At 41.8% G+C, this 22,921-nt stretch carries 18 protein-coding genes; 9 read left to right on the forward strand and 9 right to left on the reverse strand.

The window, feature by feature from the left end; translation table 11 throughout:
* The first annotated feature begins 573 nt into the window (after positions 1–573).
* On the forward strand, positions 574–2,136 hold the full coding sequence (locus OGX98_RS18945; protein ID WP_162897455.1) for a DUF4135 domain-containing protein: 1,563 nt from the start codon (positions 574–576) through the stop codon (positions 2,134–2,136).
* 25 nt (positions 2,137–2,161) lie between these two features.
* Here OGX98_RS18945 and OGX98_RS18950 read toward each other — a convergent pair whose 3' ends face one another.
* Entirely contained in the window at positions 2,162–3,223 is a 1,062-nt protein-coding gene (locus tag OGX98_RS18950; protein WP_162897454.1) for a 2OG-Fe(II) oxygenase, read from the reverse strand.
* Positions 3,224–3,390: 167 nt separating this feature from the next.
* On the opposite strand from OGX98_RS18950, the gene OGX98_RS18955 reads away from it, so the two are divergent.
* The gene (locus OGX98_RS18955; protein ID WP_146106770.1) at positions 3,391–4,188 is read left to right on the forward strand and encodes a phytanoyl-CoA dioxygenase family protein; all 798 of its coding nucleotides are present in this window, start codon (positions 3,391–3,393) and stop codon (positions 4,186–4,188) included.
* A 243-nt stretch (positions 4,189–4,431) separates the two neighbouring features.
* Here OGX98_RS18955 and OGX98_RS18960 read toward each other — a convergent pair whose 3' ends face one another.
* Positions 4,432–5,046: a hypothetical protein gene (locus OGX98_RS18960; protein WP_286595767.1), complete on the reverse strand. Its 615-nt coding sequence runs from the start codon at positions 5,044–5,046 to the stop codon at positions 4,432–4,434.
* 232 nt (positions 5,047–5,278) lie between these two features.
* Here OGX98_RS18960 and OGX98_RS18965 point away from each other — a divergent pair, with 232 nt between their 5' ends.
* The 4 genes from OGX98_RS18965 to OGX98_RS18980 all read left to right on the forward strand — a co-directional run bounded on the left by OGX98_RS18965 (position 5,279) and on the right by OGX98_RS18980 (position 8,168).
* Positions 5,279–5,473 (forward strand): helix-turn-helix transcriptional regulator, encoded by a 195-nt coding sequence (locus OGX98_RS18965; RefSeq protein ID WP_160873316.1) that lies wholly within the window; start codon positions 5,279–5,281, stop codon positions 5,471–5,473.
* A gap of 53 nt (positions 5,474–5,526) precedes the next feature.
* Positions 5,527–6,315 carry a hypothetical protein gene (locus OGX98_RS18970; protein WP_286595770.1) on the forward strand — a complete coding sequence of 263 codons (789 nt, stop codon included), beginning with the start codon at positions 5,527–5,529 and terminating at the stop codon, positions 6,313–6,315.
* 165 nt (positions 6,316–6,480) lie between these two features.
* Positions 6,481–7,698, forward strand: coding sequence for a DUF927 domain-containing protein (locus OGX98_RS18975; RefSeq protein ID WP_286595772.1), 1,218 nt, complete (start codon positions 6,481–6,483; stop codon positions 7,696–7,698).
* Positions 7,699–7,706: 8 nt separating this feature from the next.
* Positions 7,707–8,168, forward strand: coding sequence for a hypothetical protein (locus OGX98_RS18980; protein ID WP_286595773.1), 462 nt, complete (start codon positions 7,707–7,709; stop codon positions 8,166–8,168).
* 55 nt (positions 8,169–8,223) lie between these two features.
* Here OGX98_RS18980 and OGX98_RS18985 read toward each other — a convergent pair whose 3' ends face one another.
* Entirely contained in the window at positions 8,224–9,366 is a 1,143-nt protein-coding gene (locus OGX98_RS18985) for a restriction endonuclease (protein WP_160873331.1), read from the reverse strand.
* A 70-nt stretch (positions 9,367–9,436) separates the two neighbouring features.
* Positions 9,437–9,889 carry a hypothetical protein gene (locus OGX98_RS18990; RefSeq protein WP_160873318.1) on the reverse strand — a complete coding sequence of 151 codons (453 nt, stop codon included), beginning with the start codon at positions 9,887–9,889 and terminating at the stop codon, positions 9,437–9,439.
* A gap of 1,046 nt (positions 9,890–10,935) precedes the next feature.
* On the opposite strand from OGX98_RS18990, the gene OGX98_RS18995 reads away from it, so the two are divergent.
* Positions 10,936–12,408: a hypothetical protein gene (locus tag OGX98_RS18995; RefSeq protein ID WP_286595775.1), complete on the forward strand. Its 1,473-nt coding sequence runs from the start codon at positions 10,936–10,938 to the stop codon at positions 12,406–12,408.
* Between the two features lie 457 nt (positions 12,409–12,865).
* Here OGX98_RS18995 and OGX98_RS19000 read toward each other — a convergent pair whose 3' ends face one another.
* Together OGX98_RS19000 and OGX98_RS19005 are read right to left on the reverse strand one after the other, a co-directional pair.
* A complete protein-coding gene (locus OGX98_RS19000; protein ID WP_160873320.1) occupies positions 12,866–14,218 on the reverse strand; it encodes a hypothetical protein in 1,353 nt (450 codons plus the stop codon).
* 404 nt (positions 14,219–14,622) lie between these two features.
* The gene (locus tag OGX98_RS19005) at positions 14,623–17,112 is read right to left on the reverse strand and encodes a hypothetical protein (RefSeq protein ID WP_160873321.1); all 2,490 of its coding nucleotides are present in this window, start codon (positions 17,110–17,112) and stop codon (positions 14,623–14,625) included.
* A 469-nt stretch (positions 17,113–17,581) separates the two neighbouring features.
* On the opposite strand from OGX98_RS19005, the gene OGX98_RS19010 reads away from it, so the two are divergent.
* Both OGX98_RS19010 and OGX98_RS19015 read left to right on the forward strand, forming a co-directional pair.
* Positions 17,582–18,190 carry an alpha/beta fold hydrolase gene (locus OGX98_RS19010; protein WP_286595776.1) on the forward strand — a complete coding sequence of 203 codons (609 nt, stop codon included), beginning with the start codon at positions 17,582–17,584 and terminating at the stop codon, positions 18,188–18,190.
* 281 nt (positions 18,191–18,471) lie between these two features.
* Entirely contained in the window at positions 18,472–19,353 is an 882-nt protein-coding gene (locus OGX98_RS19015; RefSeq protein WP_286595777.1) for a hypothetical protein, read from the forward strand.
* A gap of 318 nt (positions 19,354–19,671) precedes the next feature.
* Here the strand turns inward: OGX98_RS19015 and OGX98_RS19020 are convergent, their stop codons facing one another.
* The 3 genes from OGX98_RS19020 to pth form a co-directional block, all read right to left on the reverse strand.
* Positions 19,672–20,865, reverse strand: a complete 1,194-nt coding sequence (locus tag OGX98_RS19020) for a tyrosine-type recombinase/integrase (protein WP_286595778.1) — start codon at positions 20,863–20,865, stop codon at positions 19,672–19,674.
* A 215-nt stretch (positions 20,866–21,080) separates the two neighbouring features.
* Entirely contained in the window at positions 21,081–22,175 is a 1,095-nt protein-coding gene (gene ychF, locus OGX98_RS19025) for a redox-regulated ATPase YchF (protein WP_200011009.1), read from the reverse strand.
* 115 nt (positions 22,176–22,290) lie between these two features.
* Positions 22,291–22,875 (reverse strand): aminoacyl-tRNA hydrolase, encoded by a 585-nt coding sequence (pth, locus tag OGX98_RS19030; RefSeq protein ID WP_016153302.1) that lies wholly within the window; start codon positions 22,873–22,875, stop codon positions 22,291–22,293.
* Between the last annotated feature and the right edge of the window lie 46 nt (positions 22,876–22,921).

Genomic DNA, 22,921 nt, shown 5'->3' on the forward strand with positions numbered 1-22,921 from the left:
GTTGGTTTCTCCAGTGCGAAAATCTTCTGCCGTCAAAAACAACGGCTGAATTAGTCGCGAGTAAAACCTCTAAAATTTTGCCAGGGCAAATTTCTATATATAATGGCCAACTGCGTTTGGTCGAACTATCAAGGCAAATAGATACGGTCAACTCACATTCTTTTCTATCAGTATGCTTTGGTAAAAAGGCCCCATAGAGGTAAAGTCTCGCATACACATAAGATGGGCTCAGTTGCAAGTTTAGAGTTGACGACAGCTTAGAGCCATACTGGTGTAATAGTCCCTCTTGAAAGATTGGCTGGGGAAACGAAATACATTTTGAAACTTGGGAATCTCCCTTTGGTCTTCTTGTATGAATAGCTTCACGTAGCATCCAACGAGTTAATAATTTGCAATGATGTTCACTAAGGAAATTTTCCAACACTACGGGAAAAAAAACATCACTTTTTGATATGGTCATTTTTAAACTCCCATGTAATGCATGGATGTGTCATCTTTAATTATAGCTTGTCTCAGTTTTTTAAGGTGCAGATTATCTATTTTTGTCTTAAAGGCAGTAGAAAGGGGAAGGGGATGAACAATAGATTGCAGTCTTTTGATTTTCAGAGTCATGCGTTCTCTTTTGTGTACGAACACATCGTCAAAGAAGCAGTAAGCGAATTACTTTTCAGCACTTCATTTACTAAAGCAAAAAAGTGTTTTGTAATCTTTGATGATGCAATCTATAATAGTGTACTAAATCTTTGTTTTGAGCTTGAAGATATATGCATTCTGGCGTTGAGTTCTAAGATTGATCGTCAAGATATTCTTCTAAATAAATTTTCCCTAGGATCAATGGAAAGTATAGAACCATTGCAAATCCAGATATCTCAGCTTGATTACGATCGACTAACTACACATTTATTGAAGCGGGCTAAATACTGGGTTGATTCATTACGTTTGATTCTCGAACATATTTTTGTTGATCGCTATGTAATTGAAAAATTTATAAAAAAAACTAACAAAAACACTCCTTGCATGGTGATAAATGAGATTGCTAGTGGGCTATCTGATTCGCATGGTGAGGGGAAGACAGTCGCAAAAATAGTGATTGAAAATACTGTTTTGTATTATAAGCCTAGAAATGGTCAAGCGGAAAAACTCTTAAGCGAATTTATTGGACTTGTTATCTCGGAGGGTTTTCCTGCTAATTTAAATACGTTAGAGGTTATAAGCCGCCCGGATTATACTTGGTCTGTAGGTTTGGTTCGGAGTAGGCAAGCATCAAAGATTGATGCAGAGCAGTATCATTATTATGCTGGATCACTGTTATGCCTTTCTTGGTTGTTTGGAATGACAGATCTTCATCATGAAAATATATTTTCTGATCACGGCGGGCCTATCGTTATTGATGCTGAGGGTATACTTCAACCGAACACATCGCAAAATCAATCGAGAATATGGGAAATACTAAGGACCGGTCTGGTAGGTCTCTATACATACGATAATAATAATGTCATTTCAGATGATATATCCGGTTTTCACATGAGAACTATTATTACTAAATACACTGAGAAAGTGATATGCAGAAATAATTTATCTGGAATGAGAATATTGAGCAGAATCACCCATCGTAATAACATCAGGGGAAACGCTTTATATGATGAAGTAGGTGTGGTAGTAAATGGGTTAAAATATATTGAGTACTTTCTAAATGGTTTTATGGAGTCTCATTCCTTCCTTCGTCGTTGGTTATCTAAAACAAGTGGAGCATCATTGATTGATATGATTGATAACACATTTGAATCGCGTGTGTTTTTAAGACCAACAAAAGAATATATTCTGATTAGAAATGGTTTAATTCAAAAAAACATTTTTCCATCTAATCTTGAAGATTCTAGTTTTATGCTTCATGAGAATAACTGCGATGTTATCTCCGCCGAAATGAATAGCATTTATGTCGGTGATGTGCCAATGTTTCACGCTAAAGTCGATGAATGCTCTCTGTATTCTGGTTCGACAATGATCTGTGATGATTATTTCCAAAAAAGCGCTATTTCGGCCTTTCAGGAAAGGATTCGACCTGGTTCTTACTTTCTGGAGCCTTTGGATGACCTTATTTGTGATTTAACCAAAATAATATTAGGACGAGGCTGATTGAACAATATGTCGAATAATTATTTTAAGCAACATCAAACCAACCTACTAACGAGTACCGAATACCATTTCTTACTTCACTCACGCAATGTTGAGTGTTTGATTTAAAAATAACTGCATCTCCTGCTGATAACTGCATAGGTTTCAATTTTCCATCAATTAACAATATTAATTCCCCTCCGGTAAAGTCATTACTATTGCTGAGCAGAATTGAAATTGAAATTGCTCTTTTTTTATATGCGCCAATCCCAGTATCTATGTGCCAATCGTAGAATCCCAACTCTGTTGATAGGTACTCTGTAAGTTGAAGTGGCCCAGCCGGGCCTGAGAGCTTTACCCCCAAGTCGGTGCTTGTCTTTAGGACCGCGGTATAAACACTCTCGTAGATCTTTTTTGATTCAGGCGTAATATTTAAGGATAGGATGTTTGCTCTTCTAGTTTCTGTACTAATAGAGGCTAACTGGTCATGGCCGATTATTGTGCCTCGAAGTAGTTTACTCGACTGGGCTTTTACAATAAGATAATTCTTTTCGTTAGTGGAAAGACAATCGCTAACAATTTTAAACATCTCATCAGTCTTGTTCAATAACTGCTGCTCTTTACAGGCTGTAAGCAGCCATGTTTTTTGCAATTCAAATTCTAGTCGTAGGTGGTCTTTTTCACTCTGTGCTACGTCCCTCTTCTCATACTCGGCGAGGTAAGTTTCGGCCACATCTATGAGTTTCAGTTTTAAATTAATTCTAACCTGAATTGCTATAACTCTTAAATGTCCGCTATCTATTTTTTTAGCCGCCTCCACGAAGATTAGCGCTTGTTCATAATCTCCCATATCATATGAAATTTCAGAAAGAGCAATTAGGTTTTTAACACTATTATTATTTATAAGGTGGGCTTTGAAAGCAGAGTGTAAAGCGGCATGGAGATTTCCCCGCTGTCTAGCTATTGCTGACATGAAATAATTGAGATCCTCAGAATTACTATTTCCTGTTAATAGATTAAAGCAAATCTTTGCTGCTCCCGCAAAATCATGTTTTGCGTAAAGTTCTTGAGCGGTATCATATTCTTTAACTACATAACTCGGTATCATAACTCTCTCCATTTTTATTTAATAGGGACATGAGGCCAATACCTTACAACATAAGCTTAGCTTGCTGTTTGTGAAAATCAAGAATGTACTCTATCATTAAAAATGGCGATATCACTTCTATACGTAGGCCTAATTTTTTGTTAATCCAGATGAATTTGGAGAAGCAAATGAATGTTTTCAATAAGCATGACATATACAAAGGCGATCTACCCATCTTTAAAGGTGGTACATCTTCAAAGTTACTAAATTCCATAATAAAAAGTAACCTTTATGAACTTTTCCCTGAGTCCTCTTCGCCCGAAGTCGCATCTTTTTCACTAGGGGGGGATGAGGTGATGAGACGTATAGATAATTTTTCAAAAAAAATTTTTCAAAGCTGTTTTGTTAGAAGATGCAGCGTCGCTGTAATTTCTGAAATTGGGATTGATCCCTATAGTATTATATTAGATACTCCTCGAATTCGTTGTGTACCGAATCTATCCATGGACGAACCTTTACCTGTTTTAATGTATGGTGCTCATCGAGACACTTGGTATGGAGAGCCACAGTGCCAGATCAATGTGTGGATACCAATTTATGATGTTGATGAATCTAAGTCGTTCGAGTTTTATCCCGACTACTTTGGTTCACCAATCGTGAACTCATCTGACACATTCAACTTAAATGTTGAAATCGACCCTAAAACATGCACCAATTCCCATCCTGTCCCATTGGAAAATATTCTTGGTTCTAGGTATAAATTTTCTGCTGCCGCAGGAGACAATCTTTTATTTTCGGCAGCTCATTTGCATGGAACTACACGTAATTCTTCTGGATTAGACAGATATGCTTTGCAATTTAGATTAGTATATAAGAGAGACATGGTCGATGGTTATGGAGCACCCAACGTTGATAATCGCTCTACTGGTAGTACAGCGATATTTATGCACCCAGTCGAGTCGTGGATAACAGCAGGGACATCGTAAGGTTGATGCTCACTGGCTAAATACTAAATAGCACTGCCAAACTGAGTATAGCTATCGCCACCAGTTGTTGACTATCGTGATGAGGACATGAAAACCAAAGTATTACCGAGGTTTCGGTTTTGGTAACCCTGTTGCAGTAACATGCCCCGTTCTGTGGTAACCCTATACCAATCACTTGTTTACAAAACCAATTTCCTGACACGCTCAAATCAGTCGTGATGAAACACCAGATAATTGGGAAAGTTAAATCCCCTTTTTATTTAATGCCTCGATTTCTCTATTAACCCACTGAATGTTAAGCAGATCATCAACCTGAGAAACATCCCAAGGTAATGGCATTTTGCGTGAACCCCGCCGACTGGCAATGATATTCGCGGGAGACTGGTATCTGTCGTTTTGCATCTCGATGGCAATTAGCTGATGGGGCAAACCTGACAAGGCCCTGTAGGCAACAGCCTGATGCAGATCGTACAGTTCCTGCGCGCGCGGCGTCTTTGCTGGGAGAATGTCAGGCAATGAGCCCTTTTTTTTCTGCAAATACATTTCCTTATAGAACTTACTCACGCAGTAGCTGACGACTTTGCTGAGGGCATCCAGATCTTTACGGGTTTCATTCAGTTCATAGCCCCGATGATCTCGGTAGATTTCCTCCAGCTTTTGCATGACATCCTGCCCGACACGCAGCTTTAGCGTTGTGAACCCCGATTTCTCATGGATTGACTCTGTTTTACTCTTGTAACGGGCATTTCGGGATTTTCTTGTCTTCTTGGTATGAGTTCCTTCAGTCGGATCTTCCGAATGTTTAACTATTTTTTCATCAATATCCTGAATATTAATATATGACGTAACATTTTCCATTTTAAATTCCGTGATTTATGTTTTTGGTAGATTAAAATATTATCTTATTTTTGTAAGTGCGTAAAAATTATTCATATGCTTCTCACATAAATAATCCATCTTCATGTTTAAAGCAATCTTTACTCATCAATTGATAAAAGGGTGAGAAGCACATTAATTTGTGGGCTAGAATGGCCTATTGCAAGCATCGTTCAGGCCGCTATTATATTCTCAACGAAACGCAGGAGGACTTATGAACAAAGGCCGTTTAATTAAAATAGATGAAGTGACAAAATTATGTGCAATGTCCCGTGCGACATTATACAGAATGCTCGCTAACAATAATTTTCCGCATCAGGTGTCAGTAACAGGCGGTCGCGCTGTTGCATGGTATGAGGAGGATATTTATAAATGGATTAATGAGAGGCCATCAAAAAAAGAGGAATGATGTTGATATTGAACAAGCGAACCCCGTTGGCATGACTGTCGCAGGAACTCGAGATGCTGGCATTGTCCATACCGGGCTTTGAAACACCAGAGCAGGCAAGGAAGGAAAGGGAGTTCAGGATAGCCAGTTTATCCACATATACCGGAGCTCGTTACAAAGCGCTCTATGCAAAATTAACGGAATGCAACCCGAAATACCCCTGTAACAGCGCAGCATGCCCGGAATGCCGCAGGGAATACCGGTTGCAGATGACCCGTGAAGTTCTGCGCTTATGCAGCAAGACAGACAAGTGGCGCAATGTGACATTGATTTTCTACCAGGATGCATTCACAGATGCAGAAGCACGCATATGGTCGCCAGATGCACTGATTGCACGTCTCCGGCGGTGGTTAAAAGAATGTGGATTCAGGTATATGGTGATTGGTGGTTTCGAAATGGATTACCACACAGACACTGGATTGTGGCTACCTCATTTTCACTTAATCACTTTCAATGAAGAGGAGGCATTAAATAAACTTCGGAACAGAATGAAAAACAAGCGCAATATGTCGGCCAGAAAGAGTGTCATTTCCAGACCAATGTTTGATACAGGAATAGACAACCCGGAGAAACAAATAAGTTACTTGTTCAAGGCTATATGGTGGCGCGTTGAATCGTATAAAGAAAACAAGCTTATATTTATCAACAATAAAAGTATTAAACCTAAGCGTCGGACAATAAAACGCAGATTACGCCCAAAACAGCATGCTCATTCTTTAGTTATGATGGATAAGCAGGGAATACAGACATTAACCTTTATGTATAAAGTAAGGAAGTATGGTGACCATTTGATATTAAAATAATGTCATGATCTATTAGCGATATGTATCAGCTGTAAACTATTTCTGCAATTTTAATTAAAATAATAGAGGTGTGTGAGAAATCATACAGGGGAACTCTCACGCCTTAATTCTGATGTTTATTACTGCAGCTATGATGTGATCTTTAAATACGATAAGGAACTATAAATGAAAGAATATAAAGAGATATTGAATAATAAAGAAGAAAAGTTACTTGTTACATTGTTGGCTCGTACAAAAATTTCAGAATTATGTCCAGTTGCATACCGACTTATTAAAATCACTGATTTCAAAGAGATGGAGTCGACCCGTGTGCTTGTACCAGCCAAGGCACTTGTCAGTGTATTAGAGTTAAAGAAAACGTTATTAAAGTGTGGGCATAATCCCAATGTGACTAAAGAATACTGGATTCAAGCTCATCAAGAAGTAATTAAGGAAACCGATAAAATAATCACACTGTGCTATAAGCCAGGTTTTTATGGTGATGTTTATTTGCGTGTTAACGATATAGCTATTGGCAAAGTTAAAGGGGATAAGCCTGTACTGCATCCTGGTGCTAAAAATCATTTACCAGTCGAGGATAAACAGGAGACATTAAAATTATGGAAAATGAATGTCGCTCCATATGCGCTACATAGCTCGCGTATTATGTTGGCTCTGTGTTGTGGATTTTCAGGTTTTCTCCTTAAGCTTTCAGGTATGGAAGGGGGCGGGTTTCATTTGTGGGGGATGAGTAGTATAGGAAAAACGTCCAGTGCCTACATGCTTGCATCATTAGCAGGATCACCTAAAGATGTTGTCGTACTGTGGAACAATACGGATAAGGGGCTTGAGGAGATTGCCGTGGCCCATAACGACAGCTACCTGGTTCTTGATGAGTCGAAGTTGTTAGATAAAGACGTACTGGCAGCTGCTAAGATTATGCAAAACCGTGTGTATACGCTTTCAGGAGGGAAAGGGAAAACACGCTCTGCAATGTATGAGAACAAAGTTGCTGAATGGCAGGTAAGTATTTTCAGTACGGGTGAGTGCAGCCTTCAACAACTTGCTGCTTCCGGGAACGTTGAGCGCCTTGAAGGCGAAAATGTGCGTGTAATCGACGTTAATGCAGATGCTGGTGCTGAAATGGGGATCTTTGAATCACTGCCAGATGGTATTAATTCTAGCAATGAACTTGTTCATGCGATCAAGGATGCAACTCACCGATATTACGGCAGTGCCAAACCTGCCTTTCTCAAGCGCCTGGTAGCGGATATTCAGGATGATCGTGAGAGTGTGAAACGGAAGCTCGAAAAAGGCATTGAGTTCTTCCTCAACAAGCATCAGGTCGATCGTAACTCCGGCATTCAGGTACGTTCGCCAAACGTTTTGCCATCGCTTATGTAGCAGGTTCCATGGCTGTGAAATATGGTGTTTTACCCTTTACAAAGCAGGATGTTATGAAGGGGATCTCAACCTGCTACCTGGACTCCCTTGGGGTGGTTTTATCTGAACCTGAGGTAATGAAGTCACCATTAGGTCGTTCGTTTGATGCAATTATTGATTTTTTCAAAAAGGATGATCTTTTAAATCTGATTGGAAATGATCGCATAACCCAAACGGCGATTAAAAAGGCACCGGTCATTATCCACAAAGTTAAAGGATGTACGGTATATGCAGTTGATAAGGATCTGGTACATAACTGCTTGCTGAAATCTCAGCGTAAGGGCATTCTGACATTATTAACAAAACAAGGGGTTTTATTATCCGATGTGAAAAAGGAGTACAGTACCATTCAGATTATTTATAAACGTAAGCAGGTTGGCCGTCGCTATTGTTTTATTTGCAAAAATCTTGATAAGTTTATGACACAATAGTTTTACGGCCTGATAAGGGTTGAATGGAGTGGCTTACAACCACTCCATTTTTACCTCATGATTCTGACTGGAAATCTTCAATTATTTTCTGATTGTAATCATCCAGATAGTTTTGAAGTTCTTTTCTATCAATCAAACGAACCATTGCGGAATCAGCTAATTCCTTAGCGGATCGGGTGAAGTAAGAGTTTGTCACAACCATTGCTTCATCACACCCATAAAATGCTTTTGCTGAAATTGCCTGCTGCACTGCAGAATTGCCAACTGAGCCAGAATAATTTTTTGCCTGTATAACCATATTCTTCCCGAAGCGGGTAACGAATAAATCTGCCCCCTGATCCTGTGTTTTCTTTGTTTCTTTAACGTCATATCCTATAGTCTGGAATATTTCAACCAGAAAGGCCTCAAACTGGAACCCATCCATTGCATCGACAAGATACATTGTGACAAATTTGTTTGGATTAAAATGTTCAAGGCGGCTAGCTAATCTGTCCACTAAAATATCAAAATATATACTCTCACAGATAGCAAGGAATTTTTCGATAGAGTCAAATGATAATAATGATGTGCCTGGTGTACTTTCTGCCTGCTCGTTATATGCTATAGCAGGGTACTGAATCTTATTACTCCAAAGGTAATACAGGAATAACGAAAGATCTGCACGATAAGTTGTACCGGCCTCTTCTATCCATGATTTTAATGTCTCGGTAAGGGTTGGCTTGATATGGCGCTTAACCTCACGGGCAAACCCTGAATAAGTAGAGTTGAATGAAGTTGTCAGCAATAGCTTATCTAACAATGATGGTAACTGCTCCAGTTCGTTGAACCCTTTTCTAATCAGTACTTCCTGGAATAATCTGATCTCTGAATAATCACTATTGCGTTCACTATTTATGTTACTGTTGCTATCCTGATTGTTATACGAAAATCTTGATGTGTGAATGAAATTAGTAAAATAGGGGTCTTTCAGTGTAGCATATTTCAAAAGAACATTTTCAAGTAGGGCATTGAGTTGAGACTGCTCTTTCTTCTTACCAAATAAATCTTTTATGATGCCTTTAGACTGGTACTGGAAATCAGGGTAATAGGATGGATCTAATGGTGTCATTTGCCGAAATGTTCCAGATACCTCTGGAGAGCACCACGGACAACTTGTTTCGAAGGTTGTTCTAGAACATGAATAGCATTGATAAATCATCATTATCCCTTATTATTTTACATTGATTGCTTAGTGATTTTCTTCTTGGGGAATCATCCTTGAGATTTATCTAAAAATCTTTTAGGTTAATATTGAAATAGGGCGTCAATATCAGTTCTTCAAATAAATCATATTCGTGGTGCGGAACCTTAACAAAGGTAGAGTTGTGATTAGGTGTCCACCATTTCTCGACACCATAATACGCCTCTCTGGCATTGGCTTTGTGAATCAGCCGGAATGGCCTGTCCATCCAACCATCACTGTGTTTAGTGAAGTAGTTAACCGGGCCAGTGAACTGACCAAGCAGGTATACACCCTGATTACCGTGGGTCAGGTAGAAGTAATCACCAATCGGAGCGTTTAAAAACTCCTCTGCCTGGCTGATGGAAGACTGCCCTTTACCAGCGGTCGTGCGGTGAATGTAGACGAGCTTTTCATCAATACATTCGACCATATCCAGGAATGAGAACTCCTTCCAGCCATGTGACAGCTTCCAGAAATTGGGCATCAAATCGGTATTCATAAGCCTCTTAACCTTACGTTGTAAGTGATCGAAATCTGTTGAAATGCGGATCGATTGTGATGACCATTCTGTCGCTGAATACCCATAATCGCAACAAGGTTTGTTGATGAACTTTTCGCTGAAATCGTTCAAAGAGGATATCGGGAAGGTATGTAGATGCGTTAACTCGCCTAGTTGCTGAAAATGGGTGATCAACACTACTCAGCACTGGCAGGCTAACCATGATGAAAACATTTGGCGCTATGGAAAAGTGATTGAGTGATTGCGGCTTCGTGGGCGAGCCTGGTCTCTGACTGTGCAATTCTGCATTCAGCGCTGAGCCGGGTTGCGGTTCTTCACCAGCAATTCGGCCATAAGCAAGGGGGGCTGTATTCCGCTTCGTCATCAGTCTGTTGTATGGTGACCAGTCCGGCAGATTCACAGGCCAGTTACTTCGCTGATTGATTGGCTAGCAGGCAGAACCGAAATGAGAGATCTGCAAAAAAACACTCTTCCAGACCGCCCAACGTCGCCGGATTTTGGCGTGGTAGACCGACTAACTACCGGTATCTTTTTGGGTCAGATCCGCACCTCGTACAATGGTAGGAGGAAACCGCCTATGGTTTTCCTTGACTCTGACAATTGCAAGGATCGGCGGTTTTGAGCAAAGTTGAGGTTTCAAAAGATCAAATTCCAGAATGTGTACATGCGCCTATGACCGCTATTGAATATCACCGGGAGGGAGTTGCACCGCTTAATAACCGGTAACGTTTTACGTATCCGCTAATCCCATTCTGGCTAAGCTGATATTTAATCGCTATTTACGTCTACAAGGTATATAGACGTATCTATTATGCTCTGTATACACTCTATCTCTATATTATTGTATATATATCATTACATACTATAGCCATTATCCAGTATCAGCTATCATGAGGCTCCAGCCTCCAATATTATGATCATTATCTAGCATCTGAACCTTGTTGGGTTCACACAAGATTTGAGTAATTCAGTTGTAAATAAATGGGGTCAGGGCATGGTGCTCTGCCTATATATACAGGTGAATTATGAAACCATATATTACACACAACAATATCCTTGTGACAGATTCAACGCTGGATTATTTCAAGACGGTAGTTTTCAGCGTCCCTTATAATGGTGTGCCAAGTTTACGGCGTCCATTTTATCGCAATATAGCAGTATTCCTTCAGCATGTTATATGTGTGGCTACCTGTAGTCGTAAGAATAAGAAGAAAGCAAAGATCAAGGCGAATAAAAAATGGTCTTATTCTGTGCCAGTACCGTTTGAGCTGGGTAGAGAGAAACTTCCCGGCGTATTTAAGAAAAGTGGGCCAGCCTATGAGCGTGCAATGGAGGCGCTGGCAAGCGAGGGAATTATCAAGCTAACCGGGTATTCAAATACTAACCATTTATGCCGGGAATATGCTGTTTCTCAACGTTTTCTGCGTAAGTTGTTTGGCAACGACAGAGAGGCATACCTTAGCCGCCAGGATCGTTACCATTATCTGACTGACATTTTCACCAAGCGTAAAAGTTACTCATTAGATGAAATGATTGGAGTCGCAATCGACCATGGGCAGCATGCTAAACATAAACAGTCTAGACGCGATATCCCTAACGCTGCCTTCAGGGAACGGGTAGTGAGTGTGTGGAACAACCTTGAGCCGCTTGAAATCAATCTGGATGCATTGCTGGATTACTATAACGAGAATCCCACGAAGAAGAACAAAATTTTCATTTTCAACTTCCTGTCGCGACTGGCTGAAACAGGCGTGGAGCTGGTGAAGGAATCGTCGTTAACGGTTTCTAACAGGCAATCATATAAAACCGCGTACATTGGCGGAAGATCCTTTGAGGCTGGTACGGGCTTCCAAAGTCTGCCGTCTAAAATGAAGTGGGCGTGTCTGGCACGTGGTGTGAACTATGACATCAAGGGATGCCAGCTTGAGATACTACGACATGAGTTGTTGAGTATTGGCATTTCGGCCAGGTCGCTGGAGTTGCTAGAAACGGGCTATATCTGCCGAATATTGCGTATTGCTGAAGAACTGGTAAAGCAATTCAGGTTTTCCAGCGTATTCAACGCCGGGTTCGTTACGCTATCGCTTAAATCCAGCACAAGACGCTTGTTGAACCGTGAGTTAGGTAAGGTAGAAGCAAAGCGAGTATTGAAACGCTGGAAGCACCTTCTGAAACCCCTGAGGCGAGATCTGGCTTTACTGCTGGATCATTACGAAGGCATAGCAAAAACCAATCGTTACGGGAAATGCGTTACCAACGCGGTAGGCCAGCCCTTCAATATCACCTACAAAGATATGGCATCACGTAAACGCTGGAAGTCGGATGTGATGCGCCGGAAGTTGTTGTCGCACATGCTACAGGGCCTGGAAAGCCGGGCTGTATACGATTACGTCATCAGCCACACGGGGGTATGCGCACTGGAGCATGATGGGTTTGTTTCATATGAAGAGGTTACTGGCTGGTCTCATCCATATCTTTTGATTGAGAAAAAACATTAAAGGGCCAATCAGTTAGCTAAGGCTCATCACCGGTTGATAAACTCAGTGTGATGACCTCTTGCCCAAGGGTCAACATAACCAGATACAAGGAACGTCTGCTCTGAGCGAGAAGCGGAAGTTCATAATTGTTCTTATAGTCGGCAAGGTCTTAACGAACACACAGCGTATTACTCAAATAGGGGCTAATCCAAGATATAATCAGTCTAGTGGACGATTTCTAAAAATGAGTGCCCCGGTTGAGTGGGATTTACATATTTACTTTATCCTTTATTTTTGAACGTAATCTGGATTATATAAAGATGGTGAGTAACAGATTTGCAATATTCTACTTATCTGGCTTAAAAATTGAGATTTATTTTTAGGAATTTTAGATTGCAATCCCACGAATCAATAAAAACCACCTAGCTTACAGATGGTTTTTTACATAATAAACCTATAATTAGGTTATAGGATGCAGTTAGCAAGCTTCAATAAAACGTTCCACCCAACTCTGTCCTTTGTGTAATCTTAAATATAATTCTTCCAGATCATAATCAGGATTCTTTGTGATGTTCGTTTGGAAAAAATCATAGATAGTTGCATCGCCTAAATATACCGGAGGCAATTCCATTGAATCGAATGGAAGAATAAATGATTCATCTTTGATTAATTCAGAGTTTTCAAGGCCTCTAACCGCTATTTTTAAAATATATGATTCTGAAGAAAGTGTTAAATATTCCATGAGTTTAATTTTTTCATCAGAGACACTATTCATAAATTCTAGCTTTGTTACGCCAAGTTTTAAATAACCTTTATATATTGATGTGGCTGATATACTAAAATCATAATCATTTTGAAAGGTTTTGCATAACAAATACAAAAGAAATCCCGGTTCTCGATATTCAAAGCCTTTTCTAAATCTTTTTTCAAATTCATGACCGACTGGTATATTTAGAATCTCAGCAAAGTTGCACCTTTTGAGGATTAAATCATATATCTCATCTGATGTATTGAGTACAAAACGACACAGAAGCGAGCATAATTCAAACACTTCGAAAATTGAATTTATTTTAAGTTTAGATGCAATGAGATGTGCACAAGCTGAATATTCAGTGAGCGACTTATCATAGAAATATTTCTTAAGTTCTATTTCATATTGTGCTAATTCAACTTTATATTCAGCAAAAGTAGAACGACTTTTGAGAGAGTGCATTTTAAATAGAACCTCCTGAGCCATTGCTGAACACTCAAGAATTGACAATATAGAAATAGGTGATCTGACTATTAATTGAAGATTTTCGTCCATGAATCTCATAAATAAAATAGGATGATCTGATACCATCCCTGTCGGAGTAAATCTATGTCCAATTGTTTCTGTATACCTCCATAAACAATTGCCTCCGTCTGCTGAACCTAATTCAGTAAAATATTTCGGAAGTCGAATAAACCTTAAAAAGTGTTCAAGGCTTTTAGCAATGTGGAAGTTTTCTTCATCTGTATTTTGATAGATATCAGTATTGCATGCATACGCTGAGGATAATAACTTTAAATATTTAAACCCCCATAGAGTTGATGTGCAGTCAATATAATGTGTAAATTCATGCCTTGCTAAGGATTTGACATCAATGACACTTTTGAAATCATCAATTGGTATGTTTTTAGAGTCATTAAATTCAGAATGGTATTTATCACATAATGATTCAATTTTCTTTATTGTTGGGCTGGATATAGAGTCCAAGCATATTATCGTTGTCCAAAAATCATAGGAACCAGAAACATCTGCAGATGCAAGGATGTTTTTTCTGGTTTTTTTTAGCTGATGATATGACATCTTACCCCTCCTGTATAATATTTAAATTATGGCTAATTATAATTATTATTTTTATGAAAAACAATAATCAACAGGCGAGAACAACGAGGCAACAGATAAAAAAGAAATGTAGTGGCTAGATGAATTGGATTTCAATGATATTTTATGATTTAAAACATGGCGATATAAGGTGGTAATTTATCCCAACGAACCTACAAAGATATATGCCCCATATTTTATTTTGAATGAATTTTATTGTTTACAAAGTACAGTTCTGAGCAAGCCTAACAAAATCAATGTCTTCTTGTGGCACACAGCGGACAAGATAACTGAGCTGAAGGTCTGCTGTGAGCAAGGAGCAGACATTGTGCTCATGTGGAAAACCGGAGGATTTAGCATCCGGTTTTCCGCACTCTTGGATTACATTAATGATCTCCAGCATCTCGTGCTGGCACCGCAGCAGCTTGTCGCACTTGACGACGCTGATTTCTTTTTTCCCACTTTGCTCGTAACCATTCGCTATATGCCGGCATGTTAAGGTATAACTGCTGTGTCATATCGGCCAGAACGCGAAGATTATCTGTATAGCCGAAGTGTCCTTTTCCCATTTCAGCATGGCGGCCACCTGCAGCATCCCAGGCTTGAGAAAGCGAATATGGCGCGAACAGCTCTAGACCAGTTAAGAGTATTACGGGAGCCCTTGTTTGTCGGCGCTCGCGGATGTATTCACGCCCCCAAGACGCGAGTTTTTTAATCCGCTGAATTTCAGCCGGGGAAAGATCTCCTGCCTGCTTCATGGTTGCAAAAACCAAAATCGCGCCAGGGAAGCGGATAGCAAGTTGTTTCATTCTTTCTACATCTTCAACTTCAAATGCATCAGCAACCGCTTTTTTCTCTTCGGAATTCTCTCCCCTAAAGCTTTTTGCCTCTCCAAATACGAGTTCTGCGTGGTGATCCAGCTCATTGAAAATTTTGCGTCGGTGCCAGAGTATTAGGTCAGCTTCAATATGTTGCTTTGGGGCCAATGTCAGTATTTGGCCGGTTGACCATGTAATAGTGGTATCATGATTTCCAAATATGTTGGCGAGAAATCTTAGCGTTAGGGATGCGGCGTATCCCCCACGAGCATAATCGGGAAGTGCAAAGGGGCCTATCAACCTGTAAGCCCAACGGGACAATTGACTCGAACTTGGATCGATCATTGGAAAGCTAAACTTATTTAGACAAAGGCCACATGCTACTACAAGATCCAGTTCGCGTAGCGCGTGCCATCCCCAAGTAGAGCATTTTGCACACTTCAACTCCAAGCCAAGCTCAACAGCACCAAGCTCAACTAAAGTTTCAGCATTTTTATTTCGCCATATATCCCCCTTCACCACATTATTAATTTTGTTCTGAAATTCTTGGTGTTGAATTGAGGGTGAAATAGGGCGTCGAGAAATTTTATTGAGAAGTTTCACTATCTCTGCATGGGCAAAACTACTAATTCCCCTGAAACCTCCGAGCGTATTAATGATTTGCTGTGTAGCTTGTCCTGCATCGGAGATTTGGCTTTCAACTCCATTGTTTTTTAGCCATTCACTTATCGCAGTTGTGCCGTCACTCAAACGCCAGAGATCAGACATATTATGGAAACGGCAAAATACAACAAAACCTTCAGTTGTAGATAAGATGCTCCTTTGTATTGACTGGAAACGTGGTATTTTGGGTGACCTGTAATTACATGGATAAACGGTTGCAGCCCGACTGGTATTTGCCCAATTTTTTAATTTCACGACGTTCACCCAGCGAGCATCATTAGCACCATATCTTTCAGTGAATTCTGGATGGAGATAATCAAATCGAACTTCGGTTCGGTCACCTTCGATTTGTGTGTCAAACTTTTTTTCTGCACATGATAGAGTAGGTCGAGTAGTGCGAACTGTAAAACCAGATGATGGTCGCCAAATCGGTGGATACCAATCTTGACGCCTATTTGCCTCATCTTGATTAACCCGCAAATAGTCGGCGTAAAGTTGTTCGATATTCGCAGTAGGGATAGATCTTGCGAACATTACAGTAGCATGATTCATTAAGCCAAATTGATTCCCTCGAACGGGACGATGGCAATGTTCAATGTATTCTCTGCAGTATGGGGAAAGCGCATCAATCCATTGGACTGGAATTGGTCGGACATATTTCCGCATGGCGCGAAGGTTCCAGAAGTCAATAAGATCGCGCGAGTCATGTGCATCCATGACAAAGAGCGTTGGATCCGCATTGTCATGATAATTAACCTCAATATTCGAGTGACCGATTTGTAGTGCTGAATTAAATCCATCCTTGTACAGGTCTACTAGAACTTCTGGGGATAATTCAACCTGTTTGGGATCAAAAGCATCACAGAACCCTTGGCCAAAATATTTAAGGTCTTCATCCTCAGGGAAGCTGCCGGATAGGCAAGCACAAAACGACTTCAATGCATTCGTCCGAGGTAGTAGTTCCACGATATTGTGCTCATGTCGACGCACGAATTGAAATTGTTTCTTATACAGATCTTTATATAGATCGAAGACATCAAGCCCAGCTTGATCCCGTAGTTCATCAGATCGCCTTAGCATGGCTGAAAGTTGCAGTACTCGGTCTGGGTCATAGCCAAACCCTTTAGCCAGCCCTGCTTCAGCTTCTACAAGGAAATCAGGTTCGAAAGCATCAAGATAGCCATTGACGATCTGCAAAGCGCTCTCAGGTTTGTAGTCATCCCTATCCCACCATTTAGGCACATGCCCAAAAATTGGAATGATAGGGTTAAATTTACCACCCCAAAGGCATGTGTTTATTTGGAAGATTTCCAATAACCGTTTACTGTCATTAGGTTTAACGAGGAATGCGAATCGAATTGGTCGTAGGGTTACGACGGCGCTGATATGAGCCATAATTCTTCCTGTCAGAATGTAGTACGTTCACTTTGAGGTTGTATAACCGATTTGTCACGCACCGCGTAACTGAGCGTTTACCAGCATTCTACTTTGATTTACCTCCCGTTTAAAAATGGTTTAAGCATTATGTTTTGTGGAAAAAGAGGCTATTGATCTACGCCTAAAATTAAATCTACGTTCAGTTAATAACGCCCGCTTCCGGCACGGAGCGGACGTGTTAACGAAGTTGAATGTCCGCTTTGAGCGAGAAGCGGAAGATACCGATGCACATCGATTGGGCAAGAGGTCGACCAAAGCAGTGGCGATTCAATCTGACATTGCATGGTGAGATCGGGTTTGATACAACGAATAAATCGTTACTCCAAAAACACATACGCAGATGATTTCTAGTCACTATTTCCAGGTCCCGTTTCATGGCAAAATGATTCACGCTGAAAGCACATTTGGATGCAATGGACATGTCCTTATGCTTCATGGCGGCGGTAAAGATCGGACCGTTTTCTACAAATACCGAAATCTTCTGGATACCTTAGGCTTTGGAACGACGATATTTGACTTTTTAGGTCATGGTGAGACTGGGGGGGACATTCACGAATCTTCTCTTTTTAATCGCACGATGCAAGCAGAGGCGGTGATTGCTTCCCAGGGACTGGTGCTTACAGGTTGTATGGGCGTCAGTATGGGAGCCTACAATGCACTTCAGCTTAGTAAAGCGATTCAGTTCCAATCTCTCATCCTCATGGTTCCCGGTGTCTACTCAACACCTGCATATAAGATTAAGTTTGGTCCTGATTTTTCTGCAATCATACGCAAACACCGGAGCTGGGAACATACAGATGCATGGGACATAGCTGCTGAGTTTAACGGGAATTTACTGGTTATTGCTGCCGAAAATGATGCAATCATCCCCTCAGAAATACCAGAAAAACTGCTGTCTTCTGCATCATGCTGTTGTCAAAAGCAACTTCTGATCATTCCCGAGGCTGGACATAATAATATTTGGGAAAATTTAATGCTCACACCTGTGCTATATGAAAACGTACGCTCGGCCTTTAAGCATTGTTTATCTAATTGAATAGAGCAATATATCGTACGATCCCTATGCCGATTTAAAGTCGATTTTAATAAAAAAGAGAGCGTGCAGGCTACGTCCGCTGTTGGCACGAAGCGGGCAAGCTAACTGAGTTGAAGGTCCGCTGTGAGCGAGGAGCGACCTTATTGTACAAAGCATATAGCCAGATTACAGTGAAGCCACTGATTGACAAGTGAGCCAAACCAGACAAGCAGCCGATGAAACAAAACTTCGCCAACGTAACCAAATCTGGATAACTGATCGGTTCATGAGGACAACAAATAATGTCATTCAATAATAAAAAACTGTTAATTACTCTCTTATCCCTCTGCACATTTCAGACTTATGCAGCACAATGCACTGCGGAAACCTTCGCTAAAAACAAACTGAACAACTTCATCCTTCTGAGCGAGCCGACAAGAACTGAAATTCCCAAATCTGTATCAATCACTATTGATAGTCCTGACGGGTATCTCCGCACATCGGTTCAAAGCAACTTCAGTCAATGCGGTGAATTAATTGGCGGCCGTATGAAAGAGGTCAAAACCTCAACAGGCCAGAAAACAGTTTTCACGGCAACCTCTGAAATTCAGTTGAATAAAACGGAATTTGGCTGGCGCATCCAGGTGGACTCAAACGGCGTCATAGCCGATAAAAACAGTCAGAAAACCACGCAGGCATATCGGCAGACTCTTGAGGGAATGTACCTGCTTAACGATAAAGGAATTATCAGCCGTGCAGTTAATCGTTCGGTTATCGCGGCCACAAAACCTGAAGATAAAGACAAAACCGTAGTGGGCACAATCGACTACGCCTTCAATTCATCAGGATTACTGGCAAGCGCGGCAAGCAAAGGAAGTATGGCGATAGATAATAATACGATTGTATATAGTTATGATGGCAATCATCGCCTGTTCAAAACCCAATCACCCTCAACCATAGAAGAGTATGGCTATGATAACGAGGGCCGTGAGTTGACCCTGAGCAAGACCCAGACGTATTTCACCATCGAAAAAAATCTGACCACCTGCGAGGAGTGGAACTCACATGGAGAATGCACACATGCCAATATAGATATCACAATCACCCCAACTGATCGGACAGGTAAACAGTATGTAGACAAACATAACGCAGTAATGACGGCGAAATATGAATACTGGAACTGACCATTTGTAAGTATCCCTGCAAAACGAACCATCAACTTTTAGGGAGTCTCTGGCACTCCAACTTCCGTTCCTGGCACCCAGCAGACGTTCGTAGAGCTTACATGCTGTACACAGAAAGATTTTTTGTAGGGCATTAAGTGGGAAGGGGGTTCTTATAGGGCTTGTAAGTATCTGGCGATGCGCCATGAATAAAGATCCCGAAAACTATGGGCATCTGGTATGCGCTGTTTGCATATACTATAGGTTGAATTGTAGATTTGAATTAAATTTCAATAAATATCTATATTAATCAATAATAAAACACCAATGCATCAGCGTTTATGAAACATCAACACTGATGTCAGTGCTGCTTACCCATCCATCAAGCTTATCAGCCCATTCCTGCATCATCACTTTACGCTCATCAAGATACGTCGCATGGTTGTAAGTGCGGCGAACATTGTTGGTATCAGCGTGCGCAAGCTGAGCCTCGATAGCATCAGGCCGATAGCCCATCTCGTTTAAACGGGTACTTCCTGTAGTTCTGGTTGCATGTGGACTATAAGTTCCGCTCCAGCCGAGGCTTTTAAGTAGCTGACGCAGCGAGTGTGATGTCATCGGACCACGTGGGTTATCTCGTCCCGGAAAAAGGTGCTGTCGATGCCCGGTTAATCTCTGTAGCGTTTTGAGCATGTTGACGGCTTGAGAGGGGAGGGGAATAACATGTTCCCTACGAGCTTTCATGCGCGTCGCCGGAATGGTCCATAGCGCATTATCGAGATCGAATTCTGCCCATTCAGCCTCGGTGGCTTCGGCTGGCCGCGCCAGCGTCCACCACATTAGCCACATGCAATAGTTAACCTGATATGAGCCGCGACTGTTATCAAAACAGCTTAATAGCTTCCCGATTTGCTGTGGGTTCAATGCCTGTTTGTGCTGTGTCTTATTCGCCGGAAGCGCCTTGCGTACAGGCCAGACAGGATCGCTGTCAGCTCTAAGCGTTGCTACTGCCAACTCGAAAACCGATGAAATGGTACGTCGGGCTTCAGCGGCAACTGTTGGTGCTCCTCGTTTAGCGGTTTCCTGAAGAATTTTAAGTATATGGTGTGGAGTGATCTCTCTGACAGGGAGCTTACCGATGGCGGGAAAAACCACACGTTCAAGCATATCCAGTCGCCGCGTTTTGGTGATTTCGGCCCAGTCTTTCATCTGCAACCACTCTTTAGCGATCAGCTCAAAGGTGTTGGATGCGTCGTTGACCTTGCGGATCTTATCTAACTGGCGAGCCTGTGTCGGGCTAACTCCATTCGCGACTTGTTTACGCGCTTGCTCACATTTTTCGCGAGCTTCGGCAAGTTTGACCGTTGGGTACTCACCCAACGCGAACATGCTGGATTTGCCGTTGAGTTTAAACCGATAGCGCCATGCCTTTTTGCCGTTGGGTTTCACTTCGAGGTAGAGACCATTGAAGTCATTGAGTCGATAGAGTTTTTCTTTCGGCTTAGCAGTGCGGCATTGCGTATCAGTGAGCATAGCGAGTCCTTGTCTATTTCTTATACCGCTATTGTACTCACTTAAAATGAAGATGGAAGAATGTTGTACTCATCAATGTACTCATTTTTGACAGCGTTTTTACGAGATGAGTTGAGACATTATGAAATGAAAAATCCACGCAATTGCGTGGATTTTATAGTGTTTTGTGATTTTCATGAGATTCGATGAAACCTCACGAGACAACAAATTTTATTTTAGACGTTGAACAGGAAGTTCATTACGTCGCCATCTTTAACGATGTAATCTTTACCTTCTGCACGCATTTTACCGGCTTCTTTCGCGCCTTGCTCACCCTTGTAGGTGATGAAATCTTCAAACGCGATGGTTTGTGCGCGGATAAAGCCTTTCTCGAAGTCGGTATGGATTTTACCGGCAGCCTGTGGCGCGGTGGCACCAACAGGGATTGTCCATGCGCGGACTTCTTTCACACCAGCGGTGAAGTAGGTCTGCAAGTTAAGTAGTTCGTAACCGGCACGGATCACGCGGTTCAGGCCCGGTTCTTCCAGACCCAGCTCTGCCATAAATTCGTCACGATCGGCATCGTCAAGTTCTGCGATATCGGATTCAACTGCAGCACAAACGGCAACGACCACAGAACCTTCAGCGGCGGCGATTTCACGAACTTTATCGAGATATGGGTTGTTCTCAAAACCATCTTCGTTGACGTTGGCAATATACATAGTTGGCTTCAGGGTCAGGAAGCTCAGGTATTTGATAGCCGCTTTGTCTTCGTCAGTCAGGTTTTTCAGTGCACGCAACATACCGGCGTTTTCCAGCTGTGGCAGACATTTTTCCAGTGCAGCCAGTTCTGCTTTAGCGTCTTTGTCGCCACCTTTGGCTTTCTTCTGCACGCGGTGGATAGCGCGCTCACAGGTATCAAGGTCGGATAAAGCCAGTTCGGTGTTGATAACGTCGATATCGTCAGCCGGATCCACTTTATTATTAACATGGATAATGTTGTCGTTTTCGAAGCAGCGAACTACGTGACCGATAGCTTCGGTTTCACGGATGTTGGTCAGGAACTGGTTGCCCAGACCTTCACCTTTGGACGCGCCTTTTACCAGGCCCGCGATATCCACAAATTCCATTGTGGTTGGCAGGATACGCTGTGGTTTTACGATTTCGGCCAGTTGATCCAGACGCGGATCGGGCATCGGAACAACACCGGTGTTCGGCTCGATAGTACAGAACGGGAAGTTTGCCGCTTCAATACCCGCTTTTGTGAGCGCGTTGAACAGGGTGGATTTGCCTACGTTTGGCAAACCGACGATACCGCATTTGAATCCCATGTTTAAATCACCTTAATCTTTTGATATTCAACCTGTTATAGAAAACAGATTGTAGAAAAGTAAATAACTCTGCCTATTATACACAGCACGCGAGAAAAATGCCGCACATCACTGCTTATTGAGCTTTAAAGGTATGTAAGCGGCTCGTTGCTTTCGTCAGGCCATCTTTGAATAAAATCTCGGTACAACGAGCCGCTTCGTCAATAGCTTCATCAATTAACTTCTGTTCTGAAACAGGCGGTTTACCTAAAACAAAGCCGACAACTTTGTTTTTATCGCCAGGATGGCCAATTCCGACGCGTAAACGATGAAAGTTCGGGTTATTGCCTAACTTGCTGATGATGTCCTTCAGGCCATTGTGCCCACCATGACCACCGCCAAGCTTAAATTTTGCGACGCCCGGGGGCAGATCCAATTCGTCGTGGGCGACTAAAATTTCATCGGGGTTAATGCGATAAAAACTGGCCATCGCGCCGACGGCCTTGCCGCTCAGATTCATAAATGTGGTCGGCACCAGCAAACGGACATCTTCACCTTCGAGCGTCACTCTGGAGGTGTAACCGAAGAATTTCGGCTCATCGCGCAGGGGGGCTCGTAATCTCTCTGCCAGTAGATCGACGTACCATGCGCCTGCATTATGTCGCGTTGCCGCATACTCTGCGCCGGGGTTCGCCAGGCCGACAATCAATTTAATCGTCACGTATTTTGTCCTGAGTGTGTCTATAACCGGCGTGTAGTTTACTGTC

It is taken from the genome of Citrobacter sp. Cm046 (assembly GCF_030333065.1).
Classification (GTDB): Bacteria; Pseudomonadota; Gammaproteobacteria; order Enterobacterales; family Enterobacteriaceae; genus Citrobacter; species Citrobacter murliniae.

Bases quoted from the DNA above. Each gene is read 5' to 3' on its own strand.
- OGX98_RS18945 (WP_162897455.1), top strand. From the start codon at position 574: ATGAACAATAGATTGCAGTCTTTTGATTTTCAGAGTCATGCGTTCTCT.
- OGX98_RS18950 (WP_162897454.1), bottom strand. From the start codon at position 3,223: ATGATACCGAGTTATGTAGTTAAAGAATATGATACCGCTCAAGAACTT.
- OGX98_RS18955 (WP_146106770.1), top strand. From the start codon at position 3,391: ATGAATGTTTTCAATAAGCATGACATATACAAAGGCGATCTACCCATC.
- OGX98_RS18960 (WP_286595767.1), bottom strand. From the start codon at position 5,046: ATGGAAAATGTTACGTCATATATTAATATTCAGGATATTGATGAAAAA.
- OGX98_RS18965 (WP_160873316.1), top strand. From the start codon at position 5,279: ATGAACAAAGGCCGTTTAATTAAAATAGATGAAGTGACAAAATTATGT.
- OGX98_RS18970 (WP_286595770.1), top strand. From the start codon at position 5,527: ATGCTGGCATTGTCCATACCGGGCTTTGAAACACCAGAGCAGGCAAGG.
- OGX98_RS18975 (WP_286595772.1), top strand. From the start codon at position 6,481: ATGAAAGAATATAAAGAGATATTGAATAATAAAGAAGAAAAGTTACTT.
- OGX98_RS18980 (WP_286595773.1), top strand. From the start codon at position 7,707: ATGGCTGTGAAATATGGTGTTTTACCCTTTACAAAGCAGGATGTTATG.
- OGX98_RS18985 (WP_160873331.1), bottom strand. From the start codon at position 9,366: ATGATTTATCAATGCTATTCATGTTCTAGAACAACCTTCGAAACAAGT.
- OGX98_RS18990 (WP_160873318.1), bottom strand. From the start codon at position 9,889: ATGAATACCGATTTGATGCCCAATTTCTGGAAGCTGTCACATGGCTGG.
- OGX98_RS18995 (WP_286595775.1), top strand. From the start codon at position 10,936: ATGAAACCATATATTACACACAACAATATCCTTGTGACAGATTCAACG.
- OGX98_RS19000 (WP_160873320.1), bottom strand. From the start codon at position 14,218: ATGTCATATCATCAGCTAAAAAAAACCAGAAAAAACATCCTTGCATCT.
- OGX98_RS19005 (WP_160873321.1), bottom strand. From the start codon at position 17,112: ATGGCTCATATCAGCGCCGTCGTAACCCTACGACCAATTCGATTCGCA.
- OGX98_RS19010 (WP_286595776.1), top strand. From the start codon at position 17,582: ATGCTTCATGGCGGCGGTAAAGATCGGACCGTTTTCTACAAATACCGA.
- OGX98_RS19015 (WP_286595777.1), top strand. From the start codon at position 18,472: ATGTCATTCAATAATAAAAAACTGTTAATTACTCTCTTATCCCTCTGC.
- OGX98_RS19020 (WP_286595778.1), bottom strand. From the start codon at position 20,865: ATGCTCACTGATACGCAATGCCGCACTGCTAAGCCGAAAGAAAAACTC.
- ychF (WP_200011009.1), bottom strand. From the start codon at position 22,175: ATGGGATTCAAATGCGGTATCGTCGGTTTGCCAAACGTAGGCAAATCC.